At 41.4% G+C, this 22,838-nt stretch carries 25 protein-coding genes; 11 read left to right on the plus strand and 14 right to left on the minus strand.

What is annotated here, in order from left to right:
- The first annotated feature begins 86 nt into the window (after positions 1–86).
- From serA to E0H94_RS18630, 6 genes are all read left to right on the plus strand, one after another.
- Complete coding sequence (serA, locus tag E0H94_RS05300; protein WP_131325454.1) at positions 87–1,319, plus strand: phosphoglycerate dehydrogenase; 1,233 nt, start codon at positions 87–89, stop codon at positions 1,317–1,319.
- A 280-nt stretch (positions 1,320–1,599) separates the two neighbouring features.
- The gene (locus E0H94_RS05305; protein ID WP_131325455.1) at positions 1,600–2,505 is read left to right on the plus strand and encodes an EamA family transporter; all 906 of its coding nucleotides are present in this window, start codon (positions 1,600–1,602) and stop codon (positions 2,503–2,505) included.
- 83 nt (positions 2,506–2,588) lie between these two features.
- A complete protein-coding gene (locus tag E0H94_RS05310) occupies positions 2,589–3,476 on the plus strand; it encodes an EamA family transporter (RefSeq protein ID WP_131325632.1) in 888 nt (295 codons plus the stop codon).
- A gap of 181 nt (positions 3,477–3,657) precedes the next feature.
- Positions 3,658–3,789, plus strand: a complete 132-nt coding sequence (locus tag E0H94_RS18885; RefSeq protein WP_264757544.1) for a hypothetical protein — start codon at positions 3,658–3,660, stop codon at positions 3,787–3,789.
- A gap of 43 nt (positions 3,790–3,832) precedes the next feature.
- Positions 3,833–4,378, plus strand: coding sequence for a hypothetical protein (locus E0H94_RS18625; protein ID WP_227548550.1), 546 nt, complete (start codon positions 3,833–3,835; stop codon positions 4,376–4,378).
- A gap of 54 nt (positions 4,379–4,432) precedes the next feature.
- The gene (locus E0H94_RS18630; protein ID WP_227548551.1) at positions 4,433–4,756 is read left to right on the plus strand and encodes a hypothetical protein; all 324 of its coding nucleotides are present in this window, start codon (positions 4,433–4,435) and stop codon (positions 4,754–4,756) included.
- Between the two features lie 79 nt (positions 4,757–4,835).
- Here E0H94_RS18630 and E0H94_RS05320 read toward each other — a convergent pair whose 3' ends face one another.
- On the minus strand, positions 4,836–5,606 hold the full coding sequence (locus E0H94_RS05320) for a sulfite exporter TauE/SafE family protein (RefSeq protein WP_131325456.1): 771 nt from the start codon (positions 5,604–5,606) through the stop codon (positions 4,836–4,838).
- A 13-nt stretch (positions 5,607–5,619) separates the two neighbouring features.
- Positions 5,620–6,525, minus strand: a complete 906-nt coding sequence (gene truB / locus E0H94_RS05325) for a tRNA pseudouridine(55) synthase TruB (protein ID WP_131325457.1) — start codon at positions 6,523–6,525, stop codon at positions 5,620–5,622.
- 153 nt (positions 6,526–6,678) lie between these two features.
- Here truB and E0H94_RS05330 point away from each other — a divergent pair, with 153 nt between their 5' ends.
- Both E0H94_RS05330 and E0H94_RS05335 read left to right on the plus strand, forming a co-directional pair.
- Entirely contained in the window at positions 6,679–7,713 is a 1,035-nt protein-coding gene (locus E0H94_RS05330; RefSeq protein WP_131325458.1) for a lipase secretion chaperone, read from the plus strand.
- A gap of 35 nt (positions 7,714–7,748) precedes the next feature.
- A complete protein-coding gene (locus E0H94_RS05335; RefSeq protein WP_171462046.1) occupies positions 7,749–8,732 on the plus strand; it encodes an esterase/lipase family protein in 984 nt (327 codons plus the stop codon).
- Positions 8,733–8,792: 60 nt separating this feature from the next.
- Here E0H94_RS05335 and rplS read toward each other — a convergent pair whose 3' ends face one another.
- From rplS to ispH, 12 genes are all read right to left on the minus strand, one after another.
- Entirely contained in the window at positions 8,793–9,167 is a 375-nt protein-coding gene (gene rplS / locus E0H94_RS05340; RefSeq protein WP_131264583.1) for a 50S ribosomal protein L19, read from the minus strand.
- A 188-nt stretch (positions 9,168–9,355) separates the two neighbouring features.
- Positions 9,356–10,090: a tRNA (guanosine(37)-N1)-methyltransferase TrmD gene (trmD, locus tag E0H94_RS05345; RefSeq protein ID WP_131325459.1), complete on the minus strand. Its 735-nt coding sequence runs from the start codon at positions 10,088–10,090 to the stop codon at positions 9,356–9,358.
- Positions 10,091–10,133: 43 nt separating this feature from the next.
- A complete protein-coding gene (gene rimM / locus E0H94_RS05350; RefSeq protein ID WP_116761012.1) occupies positions 10,134–10,682 on the minus strand; it encodes a ribosome maturation factor RimM in 549 nt (182 codons plus the stop codon).
- An 18-nt stretch (positions 10,683–10,700) separates the two neighbouring features.
- Positions 10,701–10,958: a 30S ribosomal protein S16 gene (gene rpsP, locus E0H94_RS05355; protein ID WP_005013161.1), complete on the minus strand. Its 258-nt coding sequence runs from the start codon at positions 10,956–10,958 to the stop codon at positions 10,701–10,703.
- Between the two features lie 146 nt (positions 10,959–11,104).
- Positions 11,105–11,575 (minus strand): type IV pilin protein, encoded by a 471-nt coding sequence (locus E0H94_RS05360; RefSeq protein ID WP_131325460.1) that lies wholly within the window; start codon positions 11,573–11,575, stop codon positions 11,105–11,107.
- On the minus strand, positions 11,569–12,006 hold the full coding sequence (locus E0H94_RS05365) for a type IV pilin protein (protein WP_131325461.1): 438 nt from the start codon (positions 12,004–12,006) through the stop codon (positions 11,569–11,571). The genes E0H94_RS05360 and E0H94_RS05365 overlap by 7 nt, the downstream gene beginning before the upstream one ends.
- Before the next feature lie 10 nt (positions 12,007–12,016).
- Entirely contained in the window at positions 12,017–15,493 is a 3,477-nt protein-coding gene (locus E0H94_RS05370) for a hypothetical protein (protein WP_131325462.1), read from the minus strand.
- A 17-nt stretch (positions 15,494–15,510) separates the two neighbouring features.
- Complete coding sequence (locus E0H94_RS05375; RefSeq protein WP_131325463.1) at positions 15,511–16,287, minus strand: PilX N-terminal domain-containing pilus assembly protein; 777 nt, start codon at positions 16,285–16,287, stop codon at positions 15,511–15,513.
- Positions 16,287–17,261, minus strand: a complete 975-nt coding sequence (locus E0H94_RS05380; protein ID WP_131325464.1) for a PilW family protein — start codon at positions 17,259–17,261, stop codon at positions 16,287–16,289. The genes E0H94_RS05375 and E0H94_RS05380 overlap by 1 nt, the downstream gene beginning before the upstream one ends.
- Position 17,262: 1 nt before the next feature.
- On the minus strand, positions 17,263–17,769 hold the full coding sequence (gene pilV / locus E0H94_RS05385) for a type IV pilus modification protein PilV (RefSeq protein WP_131325465.1): 507 nt from the start codon (positions 17,767–17,769) through the stop codon (positions 17,263–17,265).
- Positions 17,766–18,206: a GspH/FimT family pseudopilin gene (locus E0H94_RS05390; RefSeq protein ID WP_131325466.1), complete on the minus strand. Its 441-nt coding sequence runs from the start codon at positions 18,204–18,206 to the stop codon at positions 17,766–17,768. Before E0H94_RS05390 ends, pilV begins: the two co-directional genes overlap by 4 nt.
- A 165-nt stretch (positions 18,207–18,371) precedes the next feature.
- Positions 18,372–19,322 carry a 4-hydroxy-3-methylbut-2-enyl diphosphate reductase gene (ispH, locus tag E0H94_RS05395; RefSeq protein WP_131325467.1) on the minus strand — a complete coding sequence of 317 codons (951 nt, stop codon included), beginning with the start codon at positions 19,320–19,322 and terminating at the stop codon, positions 18,372–18,374.
- 135 nt (positions 19,323–19,457) lie between these two features.
- On the opposite strand from ispH, the gene gmk reads away from it, so the two are divergent.
- The 3 genes from gmk to E0H94_RS05410 all read left to right on the plus strand — a co-directional run bounded on the left by gmk (position 19,458) and on the right by E0H94_RS05410 (position 22,769).
- A complete protein-coding gene (gmk, locus tag E0H94_RS05400) occupies positions 19,458–20,081 on the plus strand; it encodes a guanylate kinase (RefSeq protein ID WP_131325468.1) in 624 nt (207 codons plus the stop codon).
- Positions 20,082–20,158: 77 nt separating this feature from the next.
- The gene (gene rpoZ / locus E0H94_RS05405) at positions 20,159–20,440 is read left to right on the plus strand and encodes a DNA-directed RNA polymerase subunit omega (protein ID WP_004978050.1); all 282 of its coding nucleotides are present in this window, start codon (positions 20,159–20,161) and stop codon (positions 20,438–20,440) included.
- A gap of 223 nt (positions 20,441–20,663) precedes the next feature.
- Positions 20,664–22,769, plus strand: a complete 2,106-nt coding sequence (locus tag E0H94_RS05410; protein ID WP_131325469.1) for a RelA/SpoT family protein — start codon at positions 20,664–20,666, stop codon at positions 22,767–22,769.
- Positions 22,770–22,838: the final 69 nt, after the last annotated feature.

A 22,838-nucleotide genomic window follows, 5' to 3' on the forward strand; every position in this document is an offset into this window, starting at 1 on the left:
TCGTCAGGTCATAAAGGAAATGTATATCGACCTAAGTCCTATGTTATGATACCGCGACCAAATTTGGCCTTTGTAGCGGAGCCGTAATGAGCCAACATCTTTCCCTGCCTAAAGATAAAATTCGTTTCTTGTTGTTAGAAGGCGTTCACCAAAACGCAGTCGACACTTTAAATGCTGCTGGATACACCAACATCGATTATCGTAAAACTGCGCTTGACGGTGAAGCGTTGAAAGAAGCGATCAAAGATGCACACTTCATTGGTATTCGTTCCCGTACTCAATTGACTGAAGAAGTTTTTGAAGCAGCAAACAAATTAATTGCTGTGGGCTGTTTCTGTATCGGGACCAACCAAGTGAACTTAAATGCTGCGATGGTTCGTGGTATTCCAGTCTTTAACGCACCCTATTCAAATACACGTTCAGTGGCTGAACTTGTACTTGCGGAAGCTATTCTTCTTCTTCGCCGTGTACCTGAAAAATCAACAGATACACATGCGGGCGGTTGGAACAAATCTGCTGTAGGTTCGTTTGAAACACGCGGTAAAACTTTAGGTATCGTGGGTTATGGTTCAATCGGTTCTCAACTTTCTGTTTTAGCTGAAAGCATGGGGATGAAAGTCATCTATTTTGACGCAGTCACTAAATTACCTTTAGGTAACGCACGTCAAGTTGGTAGCATGGCTGAACTTCTTGCTAATGCTGATGTGGTTTCTTTACACGTTCCAGATGTTCCGTCTACACGTAACTTCTTCGGTAAAGACCAATTTGCACAAATGAAAGAAGGTTCAATCTTCATCAATGCTGCGCGTGGTACATGTGTCATCATCGAAGACTTAGCAGATGCCTTAAAATCAGGTCATGTAGCGGGTGCTGCGATTGACGTGTTCCCGAAAGAACCAAAAGCCAATGGTGAAGAATTTGTTTCTCCACTACGTAACATTCCAAACGTGATCTTAACCCCGCACGTGGGCGGTTCAACTATGGAAGCACAAGCAAACATTGGTTTAGAAGTCGCTGAGAAATTCGTTTCTTACTCAGACAAGGGGATGACCCTCTCTGCTGTAAACTTCCCAGAAATTGCGTTGCCATTAACTGAAGGTAAACACCGTCTACTTCACATTCACAAGAATGTGCCTGGCGTACTTTCAAAAATCAACAACTTGTTTGCTGAACACGGCATCAACATCTCTGGTCAGTCTTTAATGACCAAAGGTGATGTCGGCTATTTAGTCATGGATGTTGATGCAACTGCATCTCAAGAAGCACTTGATACATTACAAGACGTTGAAGGTACAATCCGCGTTCGCGTATTGTTCTAAGTTATTCGATGTGAAAAACCACAGACTTGTGTCTGTGGTTTTTTATTGATCTATCCTCCGCTTAATTGGATCAATAAAAAGCATTTCACAGCTCAAAACCGATCTATTGCCTATGGGGAATAGATCGGTTTTGTTTCAATGCAGCCTCTCGTTTTAATCTGCATCTATGACACAGCATTGATTTAGTTCATCCGCTACAAGCTATTTTACCTGCGCAGTGTTATGATTGAAAAAAATACACAAATTGACCAACCGATATAAAATATAACGCACTAGACCCATGCTGAACTTAAAAAAACCCTCTTATTTACAAGCGGTGTTCCTGCTCTTTATTGCCATGCTCTGTGTGCAAAGTAGTGGTTCATTGGCCAAAATTCTATTTCAGCAATTTCCTGTTTTAACGGTTTCTGCCATGCGTATGCTGCTCGGCGCGCTGATTCTGGCGATTATTTTTCAAATCTGGAAAATTAATTTTAAAAGTGTCCGTTGGTCTTCTATTTTAAGTTACGGCATTGCACTGGCAGGCATGAACGGACTGTTTTACTTATCGATTGAACGGCTCCCTTTGGGTATTGCCGTCTCGTTTGAGTTTATTGGTCCCTTAAGCGTTGCCTTGTACTATGCACGGCAAAAATACGATTTACTTTGGGTCAGCATGGCAATTTTAGGCTTAGTCTTGCTGTTTCCTTTTGACCAAGCCACACAATCGCTCGATTTAATAGGCATTGCCTTCGCGATTGGCGCAGGGGCATGTTGGGCGGTTTATATTATTGCGGGGCAACGTCCTTCAGGTATTTCAGGCAATCATACCGTGTGTTTGGGCATGTTTGTCGGCATGCTGTGCTTACTCCCCGTTGCCTTATTTTCAGGCATGACCAGTAATGTTTTCCAGCCCCCCAATTTATTCTATTTTATCGGTTTAGCCATTCTGGCAAGTGCTTTACCCTTTACCTTAGAAATGATTGCCTTACGTAATTTGACTGCTTTGAGCTTTGGGACCTTAATGAGTCTAGAACCTGCCATTGCAGCATTATCAGGCTTCGTCTTTCTAAATGAACAATTACTCTGGACACAGTGGCTGGCGCTCAGCACCATTATTATAGCTTCAATTGGTTGTACCTATACCACACAACAAGCCAAACGTCGTACCGAAGCCAACTTAAAATCATCGGGTAAATCAATGTGATTAGCTAAACTATTCATCATAACCATGTTCTGATTTCACCTAATCTTCTTTTTGCTTTTTTTGTCATGGAGACCACAACTGATATGCCAAACAGTCAACTGAGTGCCGTATTTTTCATGGTACTCTCCATGCTGTCCTATCAAGTCAGTGCCTCATTTGCCAAACAGCTCATGCAAGCATTAGACCCGTTTACCGTAGTGACCTTACGGCTTAGCTTTGCATCTATTTTGGTGGTGTTGATGTTCCGTTCATGGAAAATCATCCAGCGCCTCCCCCATTTAAAATGGCGTGATTTACTGTTTTACAGTGCCGCTGTCTGCGTCATGAATGTTTTGTTCTATGCCTCTTTAGGCAAGTTACCGCAAGGCATTGCCGTTGGATTAGAGTTTTTAGGACCACTGACCTTAGCGCTGCTCTCGATTAAACACAAAAGTGATTATATTTGGGTCGGACTCGCGATTGCAGGAATTGCCCTGATGGTGCCTTGGCAAGATGCACACGCCCACAATTTTTCTTATATTGGTGCAGCATGTGCATTAGGTGCAGGTATTTGTTGGGCATTTTATATTTATTTTGGTCAAAGAGTTGCACGCCAAAATATGGGAATGCACGCACTGAGTATCGCCATTGTACTGTCAACGCTAATTTTATTGCCGATTAATAGCATTCGTAATCCTGACGCAATGCTGCAATTTCAATATTGGCCACAAGCTTTAATGATTGCCCTCTTGGCCACTGCCATTCCTTATACCCTTGATTTAATGGCACTCAAACGTCTGAGTAAACTCAGCTATGGCACACTGTCTAGCTTATCTCCCGCTTTAGCAGCAATTGCTGGTATGCTGCTGTTAAAAGAACATATCACCCTCTGGCAAACCTTGGCCCTGATATGCATTATGACCGCCTCGGTCGGTGTCACCTATCGTGCCAGTCGCACTGCGCCTGAATCTGACGAAGCATCATCCTCTTAAATCCGAATTTAATGCCTAAAGAACAGTGGCTACATTTGAATTTCAGCAACTGTTCTTGAAACGACAGAATTTCATCTCGTCAAAGGTTCTCAACTAAAATACGCCTACTGGAATGCCCTTGAATTCAATTCGCTGAAAAACTCATATCATCCAAAGGATCGAAAGGAACATAAGAATAACAATGCAATCACATATTCGCCTCAATATGATGGTTAAAAACGAATCTGCGGTGATTTTACGATGTTTAAAATCGGTCAAACCGTGGATTCATTCTTGGATAATTGTCGATACGGGTTCAACCGATGGCACGTAAAAACTGATTCAAGACTTTATGCAGGATTTACCAGACCAGCTGTTTGAGCGCCCTTGGCACAATTTTGGTTTTAATCGTACCGAAGCTTTACAATTGGCACAGGATTCTTCCTTTCCCCCATGCCGACTATTTAATCTTTATTGATGCCGATGAAAGCTTATTGGTACAACCCGAATTTCAATGCGGTACATTATCGGATACAGCGTATTATTTTGAATGTATCTATGATCATTTACGTTATCAACCCAATGCCCTGATTTCGACCAAATTGCCTTGGGTGTGGAAAGGCGTATTACGTGAATATCTTGATTCTACTTCGCCTCATCAATGGACGTCTCTTGAAGGTCCACGCATTTTTATACAACACGACAGTGCCCGCGAACATGATCCGCAAACCTATCTCAAAGATATTGAAGTTTTAAGGCAGGGTATTCTGGATGAAGCAGATAATCTACGCTATCAATGTTATCTCGTACAGAGTTATCAAGATGAACACATGCCACAACAGGCACTAGAGGCGTATCAACGACCTGCCAATCTAGGAGGTTGGGAAGAAGAACGTTGGATGGCGCAGTTTAGAGCAGTGTAGTTTAGAGCAGCACAATTAACCGAATGATTCAACAAACCCATCGAACAAATTGATATGGCGTACTCACAGGCTTGGGGCAGCCGTCCACAACGCGCAGAGCCATTATATGAACTGGCGCGCTATTATCGTGAACAAAAGCAATTTGAAACCGCGTGCCAATTTGCCTTACAAGATTGCCAGATCAAACATCCGAGGATATTTTATTTGTTGATGACAGTGTCTACTCATGGAGTAGCGCTGGATGAATTAAGTGTTGCAGCATCCTATTGCCCACACTATAAAGAGAACAACAAAAAAGCCATCCTCAAATTATTGATGAAACAAAAAATACCCTACCTCCGAAGAAGCACGACTCATGACCAATCTACGCGTCTATAAATGAAAAAACCTTGCCGAAGCAAGGGTCACTTAGAAATTGGATTTAAACAGCTGATGCAAAATTGCATCAGCTGAACCTTCAAGCTGTGAAGAAAATTTGGTAACTTAATCGGACAATTAAAATAGACACTAACACTAAAAAGATAATACGAATAAAACCACTACCATATTTTAAAGCGAGTTTAACCCCAACCAAAGAACCTGCAATATTGGCAACGGCCATGATTAAACCAATGCCAAATAACACATGACCTGCGGGCACAAAAAAACTCAGTGCAGCAAAATTGGTCATGAAATTGGCAATTTTGGAGAGCGCCGAAGCATGAATAAAATCGACTTTTAAGTAGCGAATAAAATAGAAAATAAAGAAACTGCCCGTTCCTGGTCCAAAAATTCCATCATAAAAGCCAATCAAAACACTGCCGACCGCTGCAAGTACCAGTATTTTAGTGGTGATTTCCTGTTGAAAATGTACCTGACCAAATTGTTTCTTCATGAATGTGTAAATTGCGATAATAATCAACATACACAGCACAAAGGGTTTCAGTACTTGGGTGGGAATCATGGAAACACAGGCGGCTCCCAAATAGGAACTAATAAAAGCACCTACCCCTATCACCAACAGCAATTTCCACGATAATGATACGCGACGCATAAATGAAAATGCCGCAGATGCCGTACCAAAAATAGAAGAGAGTTTATTGGTGCCAAAAACTGTGGCAGGGGCCAACTGTGGCATTGCCCCCATAATGGCAGGGATTTGAATTAAGCCACCCCCGCCTACTGCGGCATCAATTGCGCCCGCACAAAAAGCAAAGAAGACCAAACTCAGAATAAGATCAAGTTCCATAGTATTGAGCCTCCTAAAAATTCAAAACACGTTTAGGAATTAAACGCTTCCGATCATTAATTTCGGCCAAGCCTAAGCACTTTTCACCATCAAAAACCAGCACTTGGGCTTCCGCAGCATGCTCAATATTACTTTCCATGCCGCGACTAAAATATTCTGCCCGACCTTCAGGAACTTGAATTTGAGTAAAATGCTGAACAGGTGCATACACAGGCAATAACAGTGCTTCACGCTCTTGTTCGGTTAAGCCTTCTAAATAATCAATCGTGTAACTTGGAATCAGCTCAAAATGACCCGTCTGAATACGGTGCAAATACGTCAAATGCCCTTGCGTCCCTAAAGCCTTGGCAATATCTTCCCCCAACACACGAATATAGGTGCCTTTGGAACAGGTCACATCCAAGGTAATGCTGTTTTCAGTAAAGGAAAGTAGCTGAATCGCCTCAATGGTAATAGGACGTGCTTCACGTTCCACTTCAATCCCTTTACGCGCCAATTCGTATAGCGGACGACCCTGCTTTTTGAGTGCCGAATACATCGGTGGAATTTGCTGAATTTCTCCAACAAACTGATTCAATACCTGCTGAATTTTAGCTTCAGTCAGTTCTGGCACCACTTGTTCAAGTAATATCGAACCTTCCACATCACCCGTAGTTGTGCTGTGTCCAAGCTTTATCGTGGTTTGATAACGCTTGGTCGAATCTAATAAGAAATGAGAAAACTTCGTGGCTTCACCAAAGCAAATCGGTAATAGACCTGATGCCAGCGGATCTAAAGCACCTGTATGCCCTGCTTTCTCTGCCCTCAATAACCAGCGTACTTTTTGTAATGCCGCATTTGAACTAATACCCAAGGGTTTATTTAACAAAAATACCCCATGAACCGCGCGGCGCTGGATTTTTGCAGCAGATGATTTCATAACTCAGAACACGTATTTCAACTGCCGCAATACTAACAACCGCTCATCTAGTTTTACAACTTTTCTGTTGTTTATTTGCATTCGCATTGCACAATGAAACAAGTTCAGATGATGAACTCAATAAAAATTAAAAATCGATATTAGGCATAGGATATGCAAAAAAAGAAATTATGGCTGATACTTGCCGTTGTACTGGTTATTCTACTTGGCTTTTTAGTGTGGCTTGCGCCAAGCGCAACCACAGGCTCCAATACAGTCCCCAATCCACTCGTAGATGCGCAGCAGAATTCAATTTCCGCACTTACAGGAAATACAGCATCGCATGGCACCACACAGCCTTTTGTCAGTACAAGCCAACAAGACACTGAAGTCAATTGTCAGCTCAGTTTAAATCAAAGTCAGCATTTAATCGTGGATGAACAAACACGGAATTGCTTTGAATATTTCATTACCCAATATGGGGAAAAACAGATTGATCAAATTAAGCAAGACTTCACGCGCTACATGCAAAAAGGCTACAAAGAACCCGCATTAGGCCAAATTATTGATTTATGGAATCGCTATATTGATTACCGTATTCAGTTAGGCAACTTAAAAGAACCCAACTTAGATAAACAAGACCCTGAGTACTATCGAAAAGTTTTTGCACTGATGAAAAACTTACGCACACAATTTTTTTCCCCTACTGAAATTGAGGGATTATTTGGTGCAGAAAATACCTACCATGAATATACCTTAGACCGTATGTCGATCATGGCAGACCCATCTCTAAATGAAATTCAAAAAGCCCAAAAACTAAAAGGACTATTTGCTCAGTTGCCTGAAGACTGGCGTGAAAACCTTGAACAATTGTCTAAATTGGAAGATCTACGCAAACTGACTGGCGATATTAAAGCCCGTGGCGGTTCTGCTGAAGAGCTTCGCCAAATGCGCATGAATTTAGTCGGTGCAGAAGCAACCGCTAGACTGGAACAATTGGATCAAGATCGAGGTCAATGGAAATCACGTGTGAATCAATATTTAACGCAACGTGAGCAGATACTGAATAGCCAGATGAGTGAATCTGCACAACAGCAAGCGATTGCTCAATTACGCCAACAACAATTTAAAAATCCACAAGAACAACTTCGACTTGAAACCTTTGAAACCACCCATGACTCAGGAGGAAAACTTCCCTTCGCAGAATAATTCTGCACAACCAAACCTTTTTTCAGGATGAAAATATGTATAAAACGAAAAAAATAGCACATAGCATTTCACTGCTGGGTTTAGCCGCATGCATCGGATTCGCCACCAGTTCGGTCACAGCGGGCGTGCTGAGCGTAAACACCTCCGCTCAAAGTACCTATGCCAAAACCAAATACCCGTTATTATTTACCCATGGGATGTTTGGTTTTAGTCGTGTTGGCACTGCTGAATTCGGCTTGGATTATTGGTATCAAATACTGCCCGATCTGGCACGTAATGGTGCAACCACTTTTGCTGCGCAAATCTCACCTTTAGAATCGACCGAAGTCCGTGGTGAACAACTGCTACAGCAAGTCGAAGAAGTGATGGCCATTACCGGTAAATCCAAAGTGAATTTAATTGGACATAGCCATGGGGGACCGACGATTCGCTATGTCGAGGCAGTTGAACCTCAATATGTCGCTTCCCTCACTGGGGTGGGTGCGACATTTAGAGGTTCCAAAGTCGCAGATGATTTACTGTCAAGCCAAACAGGTTCACAGCTCTTGAGCATCGCTACAGATTATATTATTGGACCAATCATTACCTTTGCAGAAGGAAACCCTGCACTGAAAAGTGATCTTAACGCCTCTCTAAGCTCGATCAGCGAAAAAGGTTCTCAAGTCTTCAATCAAAAATACCCAACCACGGCCTTAGCATCGGACTGTAGTAAAAGCGGAGCCAGCTCCAATAATGGGATCTACTATTATTCTTGGACAGGAACCTCTCAAGTGACCAACGTCATTGATGTTGCAGACAGTGCCATTTCGCTACTGGCTCCAATCTCCTATCTCAGCACTGACAATGATGGATTGGTTACGCGTTGCAGCACCCATTTCGGAAAAGTCATTCGTGATAATTACAGTTGGAATCACTTAGATGAGGTCAATCAAGTTTTGGGATTAAGAGGTCTCTTCAGCCCAGATCCCGTCGATGTTTATCGTCAACATGCCAACCGCTTAAAACTTCAAGGTCTTTAATCATCAAACATAAAAAATGCGCCATTTGGCGCATTTTTTAACTCGTGTAAAAACTTAAAATTAAGCTTTAACTTTACGAGCTGGTAATTTTTCACGAATACGTGCAGCTTTACCAGACAATTCACGTAGGTAGTAAAGTTTAGCACGACGAACGTCACCACGACGTTTCACTTCGATTTTAGCAACAACTGGAGAGTGAGTTTGGAAAACACGCTCAACACCAACACCGCTAGAAATTTTACGTACTGTGAACGCAGAGTTCAAACCACGGTTTTTCTTCGCGATTACAACACCTTCAAATGCTTGAAGACGCTCACGATCACCTTCTTTTACTTTTACCTGAACGATAACAGTATCACCTGGTGCAAAAGCAGGGATGTCTTGTTTAAGCTGTGCATTTTCAACAGCTTGTACTAAAGGATGCTTACCGCTCATGGGGTATCTCCAATATGTGTGGGTCAGAAGAGGTCTGAGATCCACTGGGTATAGAGGCTAAAATCGCATAGACCCGATTGACTTTCCCTTTATGCTTGACCGCTTCAAGACATAAAGAGCCTAATAAACAACACTTCAACACAACCGTTCAAGCATTGGATTCGGAAAATAACCTGAAGTTATCTGCCTTATAAATCTTTGAGCCATTTTTTTTGCTGCTTGGTCAACTCTACCTTTTCCACCAACTCAGGTCGGCGTGCAAGAGTACGCTGATAACGCTGCAAAAATCGCCATTTTTCAATGTTGGCATGATGTCCCGACTTTAATATATCGGGCACATCCAAACCTTCAAAATGGTCTGGCTTGGTATATTGTGGGCAATCTAAAAGACCGTCCACAAAAGAATCTTGCACAGCCGATTGTTCATCAGACATGGTATTCGGCAAACGTCGAATAATACTGTCCAACAACACCATCGCAGGAAGCTCTCCACCTGATAAAACGTAATCCCCTATGGACCATTCCTGATCAACATATTTTTGGATCAAACGCTCATCAACCCCTTCATAGCGCCCACATAGCACAATCAATCCATCATAATCGACAAACTGTTGCACTGCAGATTCATTTAAGGTTTTGCCTTGCGGTGACATATACACCACAGGGACATGAACTGCACCCGCTTGCTCTGCAAGTTGTTTGGCACGTTGAATGGCTTTTGCCAGAGGCTCCGCCATCATCACCATACCTGGACCACCACCAAAGGGACGTTCATCCACTCGTTTGTAGTTGCCCTCAGCAAATTCACGTGGATTAATACAATGGACTTGTACAATGTCACGCTTTGCTGCGCGCCCGCTAATACCGTAGGCTGTAATCGCTTCAAACATTTCAGGAAAAAGCGTAATGACTGCAAAAAACACCGCAGACTCCTCTATTTTCCTGCTGTGTGAATCCTAAACAGGATTAATAATCTACGCCCCAATTTACGTAGATACGACCAGCTTCGAGATCAACGCGTTGTATCACATCTTTATGCCATGGAATCATACGCTCTTCACTATCGATGCTTTCAGCAGTTGCGCGAACCACCATGACATCATTAGCACCTGTTTCGAACAATTCATGGATTTGACCGAGATTCACTTCTTGCTCTTCATCATTCAGACCTAACACAGTTAAGCCTTTTAAATCCGACCAATAATACTCGTCCACGCCTGCTTGAGGCAGTTGAGATTTTGAGATCCAGACATTTGCACCGACCAGATTGTCTGCTGCTGTGCGATCACTCACACCTTTCAGCCAAACAACCAAACCTTTGCCATGTGGTTTCCAACGTTTTACATCGACAATTTGCCAACCTGCTTTGGTCTCAATGTACCAAGGCAGGTAGTCAAATATGTTGCTCATAGGTTCTGTATTGGAATAGACCCAGAGCCACCCATTTAATCCATATGCTGAACGTAGCTGTCCAATCTGAATACGATCTTCGGGAACATTCTGTGTTGGTGTCATGGGCAATCTACTACCGTATTAAACAGCAGCTGCAGCTTTCTTAGCTTGAGCAGCTAAAGAAGCAACGCGATCAGAAGGTTGAGCACCTTGAGAAACCCAATGAGCAAAACGGTCAGCATCTAAACGAAGTTTTTCTGCTTTACCTTGAGCTGTCGGGTTGAAGAAACCAATACGTTCGATGAAACGACCGTCACGTGCATTACGACTATCAGTCACAATGATTTGATAGAACGGACGTTTTTTAGCACCACCGCGTGCAAGACGAATAACTACCATGATACAACCTTATAGTTTTTACGGATTATCCCTGTACCGACCATCGATACACTTCAAACCCCTTTCATAGAGGGCAATATTCTACGCTAAATTCTACAAGAGGGAAAGATCAAAAAATGATTTATCCACAGTTTTGAATTTGGGAATTAGCGTCCATCCCAATTTGTTGTTGCTGACGGTACACAAGCGGTGCCACTATTGATGTCTGTTCCCTTGGTCCAGCAACGCTCACCACGATAATTAAGTACCAAATGTCCATCCCCTTGCTGTGCCGAGCCAGTAATTGGCGTTGCTGTTAAGCTCCAAGCCTGAGTCGTCAATGCTGCAGGCGTTCCACTTACAGGACTTAAACTCACGGTATATAGTGCTGTGCCTTGTGTCGGGTATGATGTTGCAATACCCACATCATTTGCTGTTGCACCAGTCACCTTAAAATTCGCAATTTTATAGCGCTGGATTTTAGTGGCAATATCCAACAAAGCCCCTTGCATATCTACCCGTTTTGTACGGCGGACATACTCTTTATAAGAGGGATAAGCAATTGACGCTAGGATTGCAATCACCGCAACAACAATCATTAACTCAATAAGAGTAAAGCCTTTTTGCTGCATTACCATGCCTCCCCTCCTGTACCACACCCTGTGTATGTAATATTGGCTGCTGTTAAATTTCTGCAACGTATTCCTGTACTTGTAATTAAATAATTATAATTTTTAGCATCCGTGGTAGTCGCTTTAAGCACCCATGTATGACCTGAAGCACCTGTTGCATTCAACAACTTAGTTGTGTCAGCACCATCTTTCAAATCAAAACTATAAGTTCTGGGTGTACTTAGTGTTTGAGCCGATAGATCAAAGCCCTTATAACTAAAATTACGTGCTTTGTGACGTTCAAGCAGTGTAGCAATACGTTTAAGCTCTTGTTGTGCTTTCGAAGTCTCCGCTCTACGGATATAAGCTTGATAGGATGGAATTGCGATTGCTACGAATATCGCAACAATCACAACAACCACCATTAGCTCAATTAAGGTGAAACCATTTTTATTCATCGTTCACCTCTTATTTTTCATACCAACGTTGTGCGATCAATTTAATAGTTGTTGCATATTGATCATTTAAATTATTACCAATAATCGCACCACCGACTAATCGGGTAGTACCATCACCACCACTAGCAATCGCATGGTTTTGAATCCCTGGTCCGTGTTCATCGCTGTAATTATTCTCAGTTCGATCTGGATAATCAGCCGCAGAACATTGACCAAATGGCATACAGAATAACTGTACTTTACTTACCCCTTGTACACCACCACCACACGCTCCAGTTAGGCCTAGGCGGCTTGAATCATAACTACTCACATATAGATCGTAATCAATTACTGTAGGTGAATAGAAAATTTTCTCATTCTGAATTTTAGTTCCACCTTGGAGTTTATAGTACCAACCTGCCGAACTCGCGTATGGAGCAACTAATGTAGACATCGCTGCTGCCGACTGTTGGAATCGATTACTTAACGTTAATTCATTAATTGCCAACATGGTATTGCTATTACCCACAGAGGTATCTTGGGTATATAAAGTGCTTGTAGTATATAAATCTGAACGGGCTACATCTTTGTCATAAATTGTATATAAAGCATCATAGCTACGCCCAGAATCATAACCTGCTAATGGATGACTCAAATTTCCGCTGCCTATTGAAATTGCAGCAAACAACTGGCCACCTGTAGTATCTTTAAAAATTGAAAATGAAGGTGCTGCATAAAAACGAGGGCTGAGATAACCAGAAGATGAATTATGCATATTCATAATTCGGGTTGCACGTGTTGCAAATGCGCCTATTGCAGAAGCTTTATTATTTAAGTCAATTCGAAAAACTTGTCCACCCAAATCACCAAAATACAAATGATCAACCAATCCATCATTATCACGATCTGCTGTTTTGATTTCACTCGCAACACTGTATTTTAAATTTGCATCTTTTAATGCAATCACTCCACTGGTTGTTGTTGCAGCACTGGTTGCTGAGGCATTATTACTTGCCCACCAAAGCAAATCACCATTAAGAGCATCAAACATATAAACCCCAGCACCAATACCATTGGTCTGATTATAGGTATCACTCTCATACCCCCCAGTATTTGCTGTGCCTGTTGTACCGCCTGCATCGTAACCACCACCGACAAACATGACGAGTTTTCGACTACCATTCCAATTGACCCATGCCATTTTAGGTTTGGACCAACTCTCCCCCATATAACTTAATGGTGAACCTGATGATGCTGCATCTGGGTTGATATGAAACTTAATGGCTGGACTCGTCATATCTTTTAAATCAAGTGCATAATAACTCCGCCCCCCCATACGTAAGCCGCCATAAACCAACTGTTTACCTTGGAGGGTGGTCGTACCTGTCGTAACCTTACCTGTACCTACAGTTAAAGTTCCATCTGATTTAGGTACATACTCAGTATACGCAGTCCATGGAGCATCAATACCGTAGAATAAATTTGCCGCTCCACCCGTAGTAGATTCTGGTGTTAAAAATGCCTTACTTTGTTTTTCCACCATTTCATGTGGTACAAAAGCAAATACTTCTCGTCCACCGTCATTATTACTGGTCACACCATCTTTCGTGGTTTCCGAATAATCAGGAGCTTTTACAACATGTAAAACACCCTGCGTGCTACCAAATAAAATATAATCCTCACGATTGGTTGATTCAATTTTTTCCGTTGTTGCGTTATAGGTCATTTTACCTTCATTGGATAACAATAAAGGAGATGAATGCATAACGGCACCAATCTGACGCAGACTCAGCAACTGCATAATATCGGATCGTTTTGGATCGCTAGCAGCATAATTTAAATCAATTCGAGTAAGCGTAGTCCCCTCACTCACTGCTCCACCAGTTGCAACGACTCGATTCGTTAAAAGCTTACGATCAACGACCGCTGCGCCAGCAACAATTGATGTTAACGGTAGTTGCGACTTAACCCCACCCATACGCGCATAAAGCTCACTCCCACGCACTGTTTCATCGCTCGTTGCAATGGTAGTATCTGCACTTACAGGCGGTGCCCAAAAATCATGTGTACCGTTGACTAAGCGTCCTAAATCATCAATAACATCATTATTACCCTTACCAATCAGGCGACCAAGCGTATCTACATGGTATTTTTTAAGATTACCCGCCCAAAGCTGATTACCATCATTAGGATTCGATGTCGGTGTGGGTTTAAATTGGGAATAATAGGCATCATTTTGTACTAAAGCAGGATTTAGTGGATCCTGAGGAATCGTAGGTGCACCCGTTGTAATGTAAGGAATATCAGCCTTAGCAACATCTGCGATAAACTTTTTAATCGTTGCTGTTAAAGCATTCGTATCGTTAACTGTGTAATATCCACCGTCACCTTTAATCCCAGAAATGGCTGCATCTCTTTTATTATTTTTTACATCAGCCCCACTTCCATTCACATCAGTTGGAATTTGATCCGTAACTTGTTTAATCAATTGCTCTGTTGTCAATTTCGAATCATAAGCAGGTAATGGTGGTGTAAAGGTAAAACTTGAGCCAAAACTAACCACAACGGATTTTACAGGCATCGCAATTTTAGCTTTACTGGCCGCCAATAAGTCCGCAGCTCGAGCAACACATTTCCAAGCACGCCCATCATCCAAACTGCCCGTTGTTGGACAGTCTGTAGATGTAATTTGAAAACCTGATTGCAGCACACTATTTAAATTGGTTTGAGCAACATCCATTTCCTCATGCAACGGGAGTCCTGCAGTGAGTGAAAAAATCCCATATCCTGAACATTGATCTGCAGTCAAAGCACCACCAGACTCATTGGTAAGCAATGTTCTAGCTGCAACACTATAGCCTTTTGCCACAGGGACTTTCTTTGCATTATCAATATCAGTAATTGGCGGCGTAATTTGATGAATTTTTTGATTTAATATGTTTCGATTAGCTGCGGTTAAAGGCAATGGATATTGTACTGTTGTTGTCCCGAATAATGGGTACATGGCTATACCAATGGAAACTCTATCTCCTAATTCAATGTCATTAACAACCTGGTACAAACTACGACGCGCCAGAGTAAATCGGTCATAACATTTATAAGTTGAACCAACAAGATCACATGATCTCTCAATCGCTGCTTTATTTAGATTACTTGCGTTAGATGGTACTGGAGATGGAGTTGTACAATAATATTCATTATCTGTATAAGTTATACCATTGTAAGTACGTGAAACTGATTCTGCATTATATTTTTGATTACCACTAGGACATGTAATTCCATTTCCATAATCTTCTGTAATAGAAGTCGATCCACCACTAAAACCTCCTGGTGTCCCAGCCATTAAAGATGAATTGTCTAAATTCAGCATAATACGAGCTTTACCATCTGCTGCTGATGGAGCTTTATAAATTTCAATGTCACTGGCATAGTTATTCGCAGTTACACACAGCATTAACGTGCTTAAGACCGAGAGCTTAAACGTCATTATTTTTGCAATATTTTTCATTATTCAATCCCCCAATATCAAGTACGATTAAATGCTTGCGTTAAGTTGTATTCAGTGACTTGTGTGTTTACTGGCACACCTAAACCTTGCAAACATTCAGCAACACTTTTTTTCATTCCTGTAGCAGGCGTTACACCACTTGGTACAACAACCTGATTCATATGGGTAGAGAAGCAGGCATTAATATCTTCATCCGATGCAGTACTCAGCGCTGGAACAATAGATGTAGCTGTGACCAAAATTTTTTCAGATTTATCAATTTTTGCAGAATCAACATCTGTTCCATATTGCATATGTTGAAAAGCTTGGTCTAAACCAACCGATTGACTATCAGTACTCGTATTCACTTTAACCGCCACCTGAGTCATTACTGCTCTACGACCACTGGTAAAAAAGTTATTTGTATTATCAATTTTACAGTAACCATCTAATCCCAATTCACTATTTGATGGTGCTGTTCCAGAAACCCATTGCATGAAACTTGCATTACTGTAGTTATAAAAACTAGTTGCTGCTCCTCGATAGCAAAAGACAAGCTCTTTGCCTTTATTCGCATCACTTTTAATCTGGCCAAACAATCCATCATAGGCTGTATTTCGGATCAACAATGCAGGATTCTCCACATTAAAAATGGCTGAATCGGAGTTTTGCACCAACAATTGCTGTGCTTGACTATTGGTTGCAATATTTAAAGCTGTCAAACTACTCCTGATGGCCAATGTCCCAATCACGGTAATAATGACCAATAAAATTAGAACAACGATTAATGTCGCACCTTTTTGTTTTGTTTTCATTATTCTCGCTCCCCAAGTGCATTGCGTAATGCAATCGTTTGTGAAACCACTTGACGAATATATTTAGGATCGGTCGAAGCCTTTAATTTTACAGTTTGATCTAAAACCTGAAACGTTTGATCGGCTTTGATCGTATTATCACCACCCATTGATTGTGTAGATCGGGCAAGAGCACCTAACTGAATCGACAAAATTCTTGGACGCGGTGCAGTTAATGCCATATATGATGCAATCGAAAGATAACGATGTGTGCCATCTGCATATTGCACGCCTAATAACACTCTAAAATGATCAACCCGTTTCATAATAATTTCACCAGAGCCACCATAGCCCTGAATAGAATCTGGTGTACTGAGAGAGTAATGACCCGCATCACAAGCCAAAGCTAATGGAGAACCTTCATTACTTGCCTTATTATTATCTGCTCTTAAAAAGTAGCGCTGCACCACCATTTGTAAGCCTATGGTTGCCTTATTAAAACGAAGTTCGTTACCTTCGCAATCAAAACCACCAACAAGATCATCATCCGCTGTACTTGAAGTACCCTTATCATCTAAAGTGTATTGCGGCAAATATTGGATCACTAACTGATCACTGGTAACTGCACTACCACCACTATCCGTAACATTACTGGTTAAATTATCTTTTGAAATTAAGCTTGCATCCAGTGCAGCCGTAGTGAGGTGCACATTACTATTCAGCTCAGTACTTGAGGAGGATAAAACAATCCCACCATAAGGGGTCTGATCATTAATTGTTGCACTTTTGACATTTAAATTGGTTAAGCGAATGTCTTTAGTAATGTAATTCAATCCAAAATTTGCATTATCTTGTAGCTCTCCCACACCCTTTTGCATGGCTACACTTTTTTGCCCTGTTAAAAACAATAAAATTGCAGCAGCAACCACAATCAAACCCAGCGCCAAAGAAATCATTAATTCAATTAAAGTGAAACCTATTTGTTTATTCTTCATTTTAATAGGTCTCCATAATTACACAGGTCGAAGCACCGTTATAAGATGTACCATTCGTACAATCGCCTGTTCCCGTGCCATTAGTTGCACTCGTATCTCCCCAAGCAACATACAAACAATTTCTGCCATCGGAGTTACCAGCACAAGACAACATATTTACAGTCATTCCAATAGCTGATGCCTTTTCTGTCACCTGAGCCACATCAAAATCTGCCAGATCAGTTGCACTACATGCAGCCGTCATACAATTCGTTGTAAACCCCGCTTGATTGGCTGCAGTAGCGGTCTGTGTTTTATAAGTCGCCAAACCATCACGATTTGCACGAATTCGCTCTGCCATATCTCTTGCAACATTCATTGCTTGAACACGATTGATTGCTTCCGATGTTGCCTCTACCGCCCGATATTGCAATGCAATGAAGCCTAGGACTCCAATCGCCAAGACGAGTAAAGCCACCAAAATCTCAATTAAGCCTACACCTTTTTGACTTGATATCATTGTTTTCATGAGCACGTTCCTTCCACAATCTGCTGAATAGTACCCATCCTAGAAATACTCACAGTTCGTGATAACTCACCAGACGCTTTTTCACAGATCGTAAACGATGTATCCATTGTTGCATTCTTAATTAAACCTGAAGCTAAAAATGTGATACTTGTTGGTGAACCCGTTTTCAAAACTGCTTTTCCTTCTGGCATCCAATTTAATTGCGTCAAAGAATCGGCAACGGCCGAAGTATTTAGTTGCACCGTAACTTCCCTACGCTCTAATGCTGCTTTTGACCTCGCTTGGACCATTACATCAGCTAACTCTTGCGTACTTTTTTTTAAGTTTTGTTTTAATAAAATATTGCTAAAAGAAGGCACTGCCATCGTGGCAATAATCGCCAAAACTACAATGGTCACTATGAGTTCTATTAAGGTGAACCCTCGATTTGTTCGCATACGCCCTCCCCAAAGCAATTTCTATTTACCCTATTTAAAATCATATTTCTTTTTCTTACAAAATGGACACAAAAAGGATAAATGGCATAAAAAAACAGATGATTGTCAAAAAGCCAATCATCTGTCAAATATTTAATAAAAATAAAATGTTAAGCGATTATCACTTTAAGCCTGAGTTACAGGAATACGTAACTCTTTTGGCAAACTGAAAGTAATATTTTCTTCACGACCCGCTAATTCTTCAGGGACTTTTGCGCCCCAATCTTGCAAACGCTGAATGACTTGTTTAATCAGAATTTCAGGCGCAGATGCACCAGCAGTCACACCAATCTTAGTATTCGTATCAAACCAGTCTTGCTGTAATTGTTCTGCATTATCGACCAAATACGCTGCTTTACCCATACGCTCCGCCAGTTCGCGTAAACGGTTCGAATTGGATGAGTTTGGAGATCCAACGACCAAGACCACATCGCACTGCTCAGCCAAATCACGCACGGCATCTTGGCGGTTTTGAGTGGCATAACAAATATCATCTTTACGAGGTCCCTGAATCTTCGGGAATTTTTTGCGCAGCGCATCAATTACTTTAGCAGTGTCATCAATCGACAATGTCGTTTGTGTTACAAAAGCCACTTTATCAGGATGACGAACATTTAACTGAGCCACGTCTTCTTCATCTTCAACCAGATAAATATCGCCACCATTTTTCTTGTCATATTGTCCCATCGTGCCTTCCACTTCAGGATGACCTTCATGACCAATCAAAATGGCTTCTACCCCTTCACGGGCATATTTAGTGACTTCAATATGTACCTTAGTGACCAATGGACAAGTCGCATCAAAAACTTTTAAACCACGACGCTCTGCTTCTTGTTGTACCGCTTTAGATACGCCATGTGCACTAAAAATCACAATATTGTCATCAGGTACTTCATCTAATTCATCGACAAAAATCGCACCACGCTGACGTAAATCATCCACCACAAACTTATTATGTACCACTTCATGGCGTACATAAATTGGGGGCTGAAAACACTCAAGTGCACGATTTACAATCGCAATGGCTCGATCGACCCCTGCACAAAAACCACGCGGATTAGCCAATACAATTTCCATAAGATCCTCATTGCTCACTTAAATGCACGTCATGCGAAACTAAATTTATGCAAACTAAAATTCGACTAGCTATTTAGTTTGCAACACATCTACTCTAAAATAGAGAAGATATTTTATCATATCAGGAAAAATATCATGTCGGGTCTCTTGTTTGTCGTTTCTGCTGCGTCAGGAACTGGCAAAACATCTCTCGTAAAAGCCCTACTTGAGCGTGTAAGTAATTTACATGTTTCTGTATCTCATACCACTCGTGGGCAGCGTCCTGGTGAACTTGATGGCGTGCATTACCATTTCACTCAAAAAGAAAACTTTCTTAAGTTAGTGGATCAAGGTGGATTTATTGAGTATGCAGAAGTCTTTGGCAATTATTACGGCACTGCGCAAGCGACTGTAAAAGAGCAACTCGCCAAAGGACATGATGTTTTACTGGAAATTGACTGGCAAGGTGCAGAACAAGTTCGCAAATTGTTCCCAGAATCAATACAGATTTTCATTTTACCGCCAAGTCAGTTTGATTTACGTCAACGTCTATCCAATCGCGGTACAGACAGTGTGGAAGTGATTGAACATCGTTTAAGTTGTGCCGTTGAAGACATGCAACAATTTGTTAATTTTGACTATGTCATTATTAATGATGACTTTAATAAAGCCCTGCATGATCTTGAATCTGTAATTACAGCAAACCGTTTGGTTCTGACTCAGCAATCCAGTCGCCATCAAGACTTAATTCAAAAGTTAATCACTCCTGTTGAATCATGATTAAAACTTGAGTCTAAACTGAAAGCATTTTATACTGCACAGTCTATTTCAGCATTAGCATTTAAACGAGAACACTTATGGCACGCGTAACCGTTGAAGATTGTTTAGACCATGTAGACAACCGCTTTGAGCTTGTACTAGTGGCAAGCAAACGTGCGCGTCAACTCGCACGTCAAGGTATTGAACCAACTGTAGAATGGGACAACGATAAACCAACAGTTGTTGCTCTTCGTGAAATCGCAATTGGTCACGTTTCAAAAGATATTTTGAAACAACGTGAGCAAGACTATCAAACTTCAAGCCTTGATCTTGCACTTTCTGCAAACAATTTGAATTTAGATGGTTTCTCTTTCCAATAAGAAAGAAAAACCACATAAAAGCCTAGTTTTTAACTGGGCTTTTTTATGCTTGGAACTTTAATATTTCTTCAAGAACAGTTATAACATTAACTGAAATTACGCTATTTTTTTTAACTACCAATTTGCGATTTTTGCATAAAAAATTTGACAAGTTTCGCACTTTGCTTTTTATTAAAAATTGAACCCATTAATCGATTCCTCATGGTATAGGTACAGGTGTTATATGCCAGGCGCAGAAGTCAGCCAAGCCAAACAACAACTCAAAGTGATTGTCGACGCTTATCTCAATGAAAGCGAAGTCGAACGAGTGCTTGCGGCCTGCGATTATGCCGATATTGCGCATGATGGAATTACGCGAAAAAGTGGTGAGCCATACATCCTGCACCCAATTGCAGTCAGTTGTATTTTGGCACATATGCGCTTAGACGCGGAAACCCTGATGGCGGCATTGCTGCATGATGTGATTGAGGACACCGATTTTAGCAAAGAAGATATTAAAGAAAAATTTGGTCTTACTGTGGCAGAACTGGTCGATGGTGTCACTAAACTGAGCCATTCCAGCGATAAAGAATATAACAAAGCCGCTTCATTCCGAAAAATTTTACAAGCTACCCTACAAGATCCACGTGTCATTATTATTAAATTGGCTGACCGCTATCATAATATGACCACGCTAGAGTCTTTACGCCCAGATAAACGTGCACGCATTGCTCAAGAAACCTTTGATGTCTTTGTACCAATGGCACGTTTAGTGGGCATGAATGAAATGGCCGATAATCTTGAACATTTGTGCTATCAAAATCTTGATTTAGACATGTTCAATAATGTTCAAGAAGCCTTGCTTGAAACCAAGCCCAAACGCTGTGAATATCAGGCTTTATGGGAAAAAAATCTGACCGCTCTCTTACAACAAAATCAAATCAGTGGGCGAATTAAAAAGAAAAACAACAACATTGAGCTACTCCGTCACTTCGTCAAGAACGATATTGATTTACAAGAACTGACCCATAGTCATGCCTTTGAAATTATTCTGCAAAGCATCGCGGATTGTGACAATCTGGCTGAAATTTTAAAAGAACATTTCCAAGTTCTATCTTATCAAGACCATATTCGACGACCATTGCCTGGTGGCAACCAGTCGCTCATGTTACGCCTGAAAGGTGAAAAAACCACGCTCTCCCTGACTTTGCAAACCGAACTGATGCGTAAGGCTGCACGTTATGGCGTTGTATTGGGTGAAAATGCCCCTCAAGCTTGTCGTTCTGCCATTCAAGCCTCTATGCAGAACTTAAATGTTTTAATTGATAGCAGTTGCGCAAAAACCACGTTTAATGATTTGCTTGACTATCTACATCAAGAAAAAATTTGGGTGTATACCCCACATGGACAATTGCATGAATTACCGCAAGGTGCAACTGCGGTCGATTTTGCCTATTCAGCGAGCCTTTTTTTAGGCAACCATGCGGTAGGAGCGAAGATTAATGGCGAAACCAAGCCCTTATCGACCCCACTTGTGAGTGGACAAGTGATTGAAATTATTACCGATGTACTCGCCACGCCAAATCCTGATTGGCTTAGCTTCATTAATACCCAAAAAGCCCGACGTGCCATTCAAAATATCCTACGAGATCAAGATGTAGAAGAGCAACAATTGGTGGGTGAACAAGCGCTCAATCGTGCCTTAAAACTGTTCCATCGTTCAACAGATGACCTGACTGAAGATGATTGGCTGGATCTTCTAGAATGGCGTCATCTAGATTCCAAAAATCGTTTATTCCAACAAATTGCTGTGGGTGACTTGTTACCACAACTGGTTGCCAATCATTTATTTGCTCAAGATCAATCCATTGAAGATCATAACTCTGACCGCCTTATTCAAGGTACGGAGGGTGTGGATGTCAAATATGCACATTGCTGTAATCCTGTGCTAGGCGACCCAATTCAAGGACATCTTTCTCGTCGCGGATTAATCGTACATCGTGCACGCTGTCACAACCTTCTGCATGAGCAACATTTACATCCTGAAAATATTATGCCGCTGCAATGGTCTTCCGAAGACCTCGACGATGTTAGCTTTACCGCCTATCTTTGCATCGATATGGAGATGGACGATGAACAGATTTCAGATTTAATCTACCAATGCCGTAAAGCCAAAACAGGGGTAGAAATGGTGCGCAATTACGACCATAAAACCTATGTGAATATTGTGGTTAATAACCGTAAACAAATTGCCCAGATCATTCGTGACCTACGCATGCACTATGGCTTTCCGCGCATTACCCGTCTAGCCATACCAATGAATATGACTGAAGCTTCTATAGCAAGTTAATCATTTAAATCGATAGGGCTTCTGTATCTGAGTACAATCCTTTAAGATGTATTCAGATATAAAAGGAGA

Origin of the sequence: Acinetobacter sp. ANC 4173 (assembly GCF_004331255.1) — a bacterium.
Lineage (GTDB): Bacteria > Pseudomonadota > Gammaproteobacteria > Pseudomonadales > Moraxellaceae > Acinetobacter.

Coding starts and splice junctions, on each gene's coding strand:
- E0H94_RS05360 (WP_131325460.1), bottom strand. CDS start 11,575: ATGGTAATGCAGCAAAAAGGCTTTACTCTTATTGAGTTAATGATTGTT.
- E0H94_RS05305 (WP_131325455.1), top strand. CDS start 1,600: ATGCTGAACTTAAAAAAACCCTCTTATTTACAAGCGGTGTTCCTGCTC.
- E0H94_RS05335 (WP_171462046.1), top strand. CDS start 7,749: ATGTATAAAACGAAAAAAATAGCACATAGCATTTCACTGCTGGGTTTA.
- E0H94_RS05310 (WP_131325632.1), top strand. CDS start 2,589: ATGCCAAACAGTCAACTGAGTGCCGTATTTTTCATGGTACTCTCCATG.
- E0H94_RS05330 (WP_131325458.1), top strand. CDS start 6,679: ATGCAAAAAAAGAAATTATGGCTGATACTTGCCGTTGTACTGGTTATT.
- E0H94_RS05375 (WP_131325463.1), bottom strand. CDS start 16,287: ATGAAAACAAAACAAAAAGGTGCGACATTAATCGTTGTTCTAATTTTA.
- E0H94_RS18885 (WP_264757544.1), top strand. CDS start 3,658: ATGCAATCACATATTCGCCTCAATATGATGGTTAAAAACGAATCTGCG.
- serA (WP_131325454.1), top strand. CDS start 87: ATGAGCCAACATCTTTCCCTGCCTAAAGATAAAATTCGTTTCTTGTTG.
- pilV (WP_131325465.1), bottom strand. CDS start 17,769: ATGAAAACAATGATATCAAGTCAAAAAGGTGTAGGCTTAATTGAGATT.
- E0H94_RS05365 (WP_131325461.1), bottom strand. CDS start 12,006: ATGAATAAAAATGGTTTCACCTTAATTGAGCTAATGGTGGTTGTTGTG.
- rimM (WP_116761012.1), bottom strand. CDS start 10,682: ATGACACCAACACAGAATGTTCCCGAAGATCGTATTCAGATTGGACAG.
- E0H94_RS18630 (WP_227548551.1), top strand. CDS start 4,433: ATGGCGTACTCACAGGCTTGGGGCAGCCGTCCACAACGCGCAGAGCCA.
- rpsP (WP_005013161.1), bottom strand. CDS start 10,958: ATGGTAGTTATTCGTCTTGCACGCGGTGGTGCTAAAAAACGTCCGTTC.
- E0H94_RS05370 (WP_131325462.1), bottom strand. CDS start 15,493: ATGAAAAATATTGCAAAAATAATGACGTTTAAGCTCTCGGTCTTAAGC.
- rplS (WP_131264583.1), bottom strand. CDS start 9,167: ATGAGCGGTAAGCATCCTTTAGTACAAGCTGTTGAAAATGCACAGCTT.
- E0H94_RS05320 (WP_131325456.1), bottom strand. CDS start 5,606: ATGGAACTTGATCTTATTCTGAGTTTGGTCTTCTTTGCTTTTTGTGCG.
- ispH (WP_131325467.1), bottom strand. CDS start 19,322: ATGGAAATTGTATTGGCTAATCCGCGTGGTTTTTGTGCAGGGGTCGAT.
- E0H94_RS05390 (WP_131325466.1), bottom strand. CDS start 18,206: ATGCGAACAAATCGAGGGTTCACCTTAATAGAACTCATAGTGACCATT.
- E0H94_RS05380 (WP_131325464.1), bottom strand. CDS start 17,261: ATGAAGAATAAACAAATAGGTTTCACTTTAATTGAATTAATGATTTCT.
- E0H94_RS05410 (WP_131325469.1), top strand. CDS start 20,664: ATGCCAGGCGCAGAAGTCAGCCAAGCCAAACAACAACTCAAAGTGATT.
- gmk (WP_131325468.1), top strand. CDS start 19,458: ATGTCGGGTCTCTTGTTTGTCGTTTCTGCTGCGTCAGGAACTGGCAAA.
- truB (WP_131325457.1), bottom strand. CDS start 6,525: ATGAAATCATCTGCTGCAAAAATCCAGCGCCGCGCGGTTCATGGGGTA.
- rpoZ (WP_004978050.1), top strand. CDS start 20,159: ATGGCACGCGTAACCGTTGAAGATTGTTTAGACCATGTAGACAACCGC.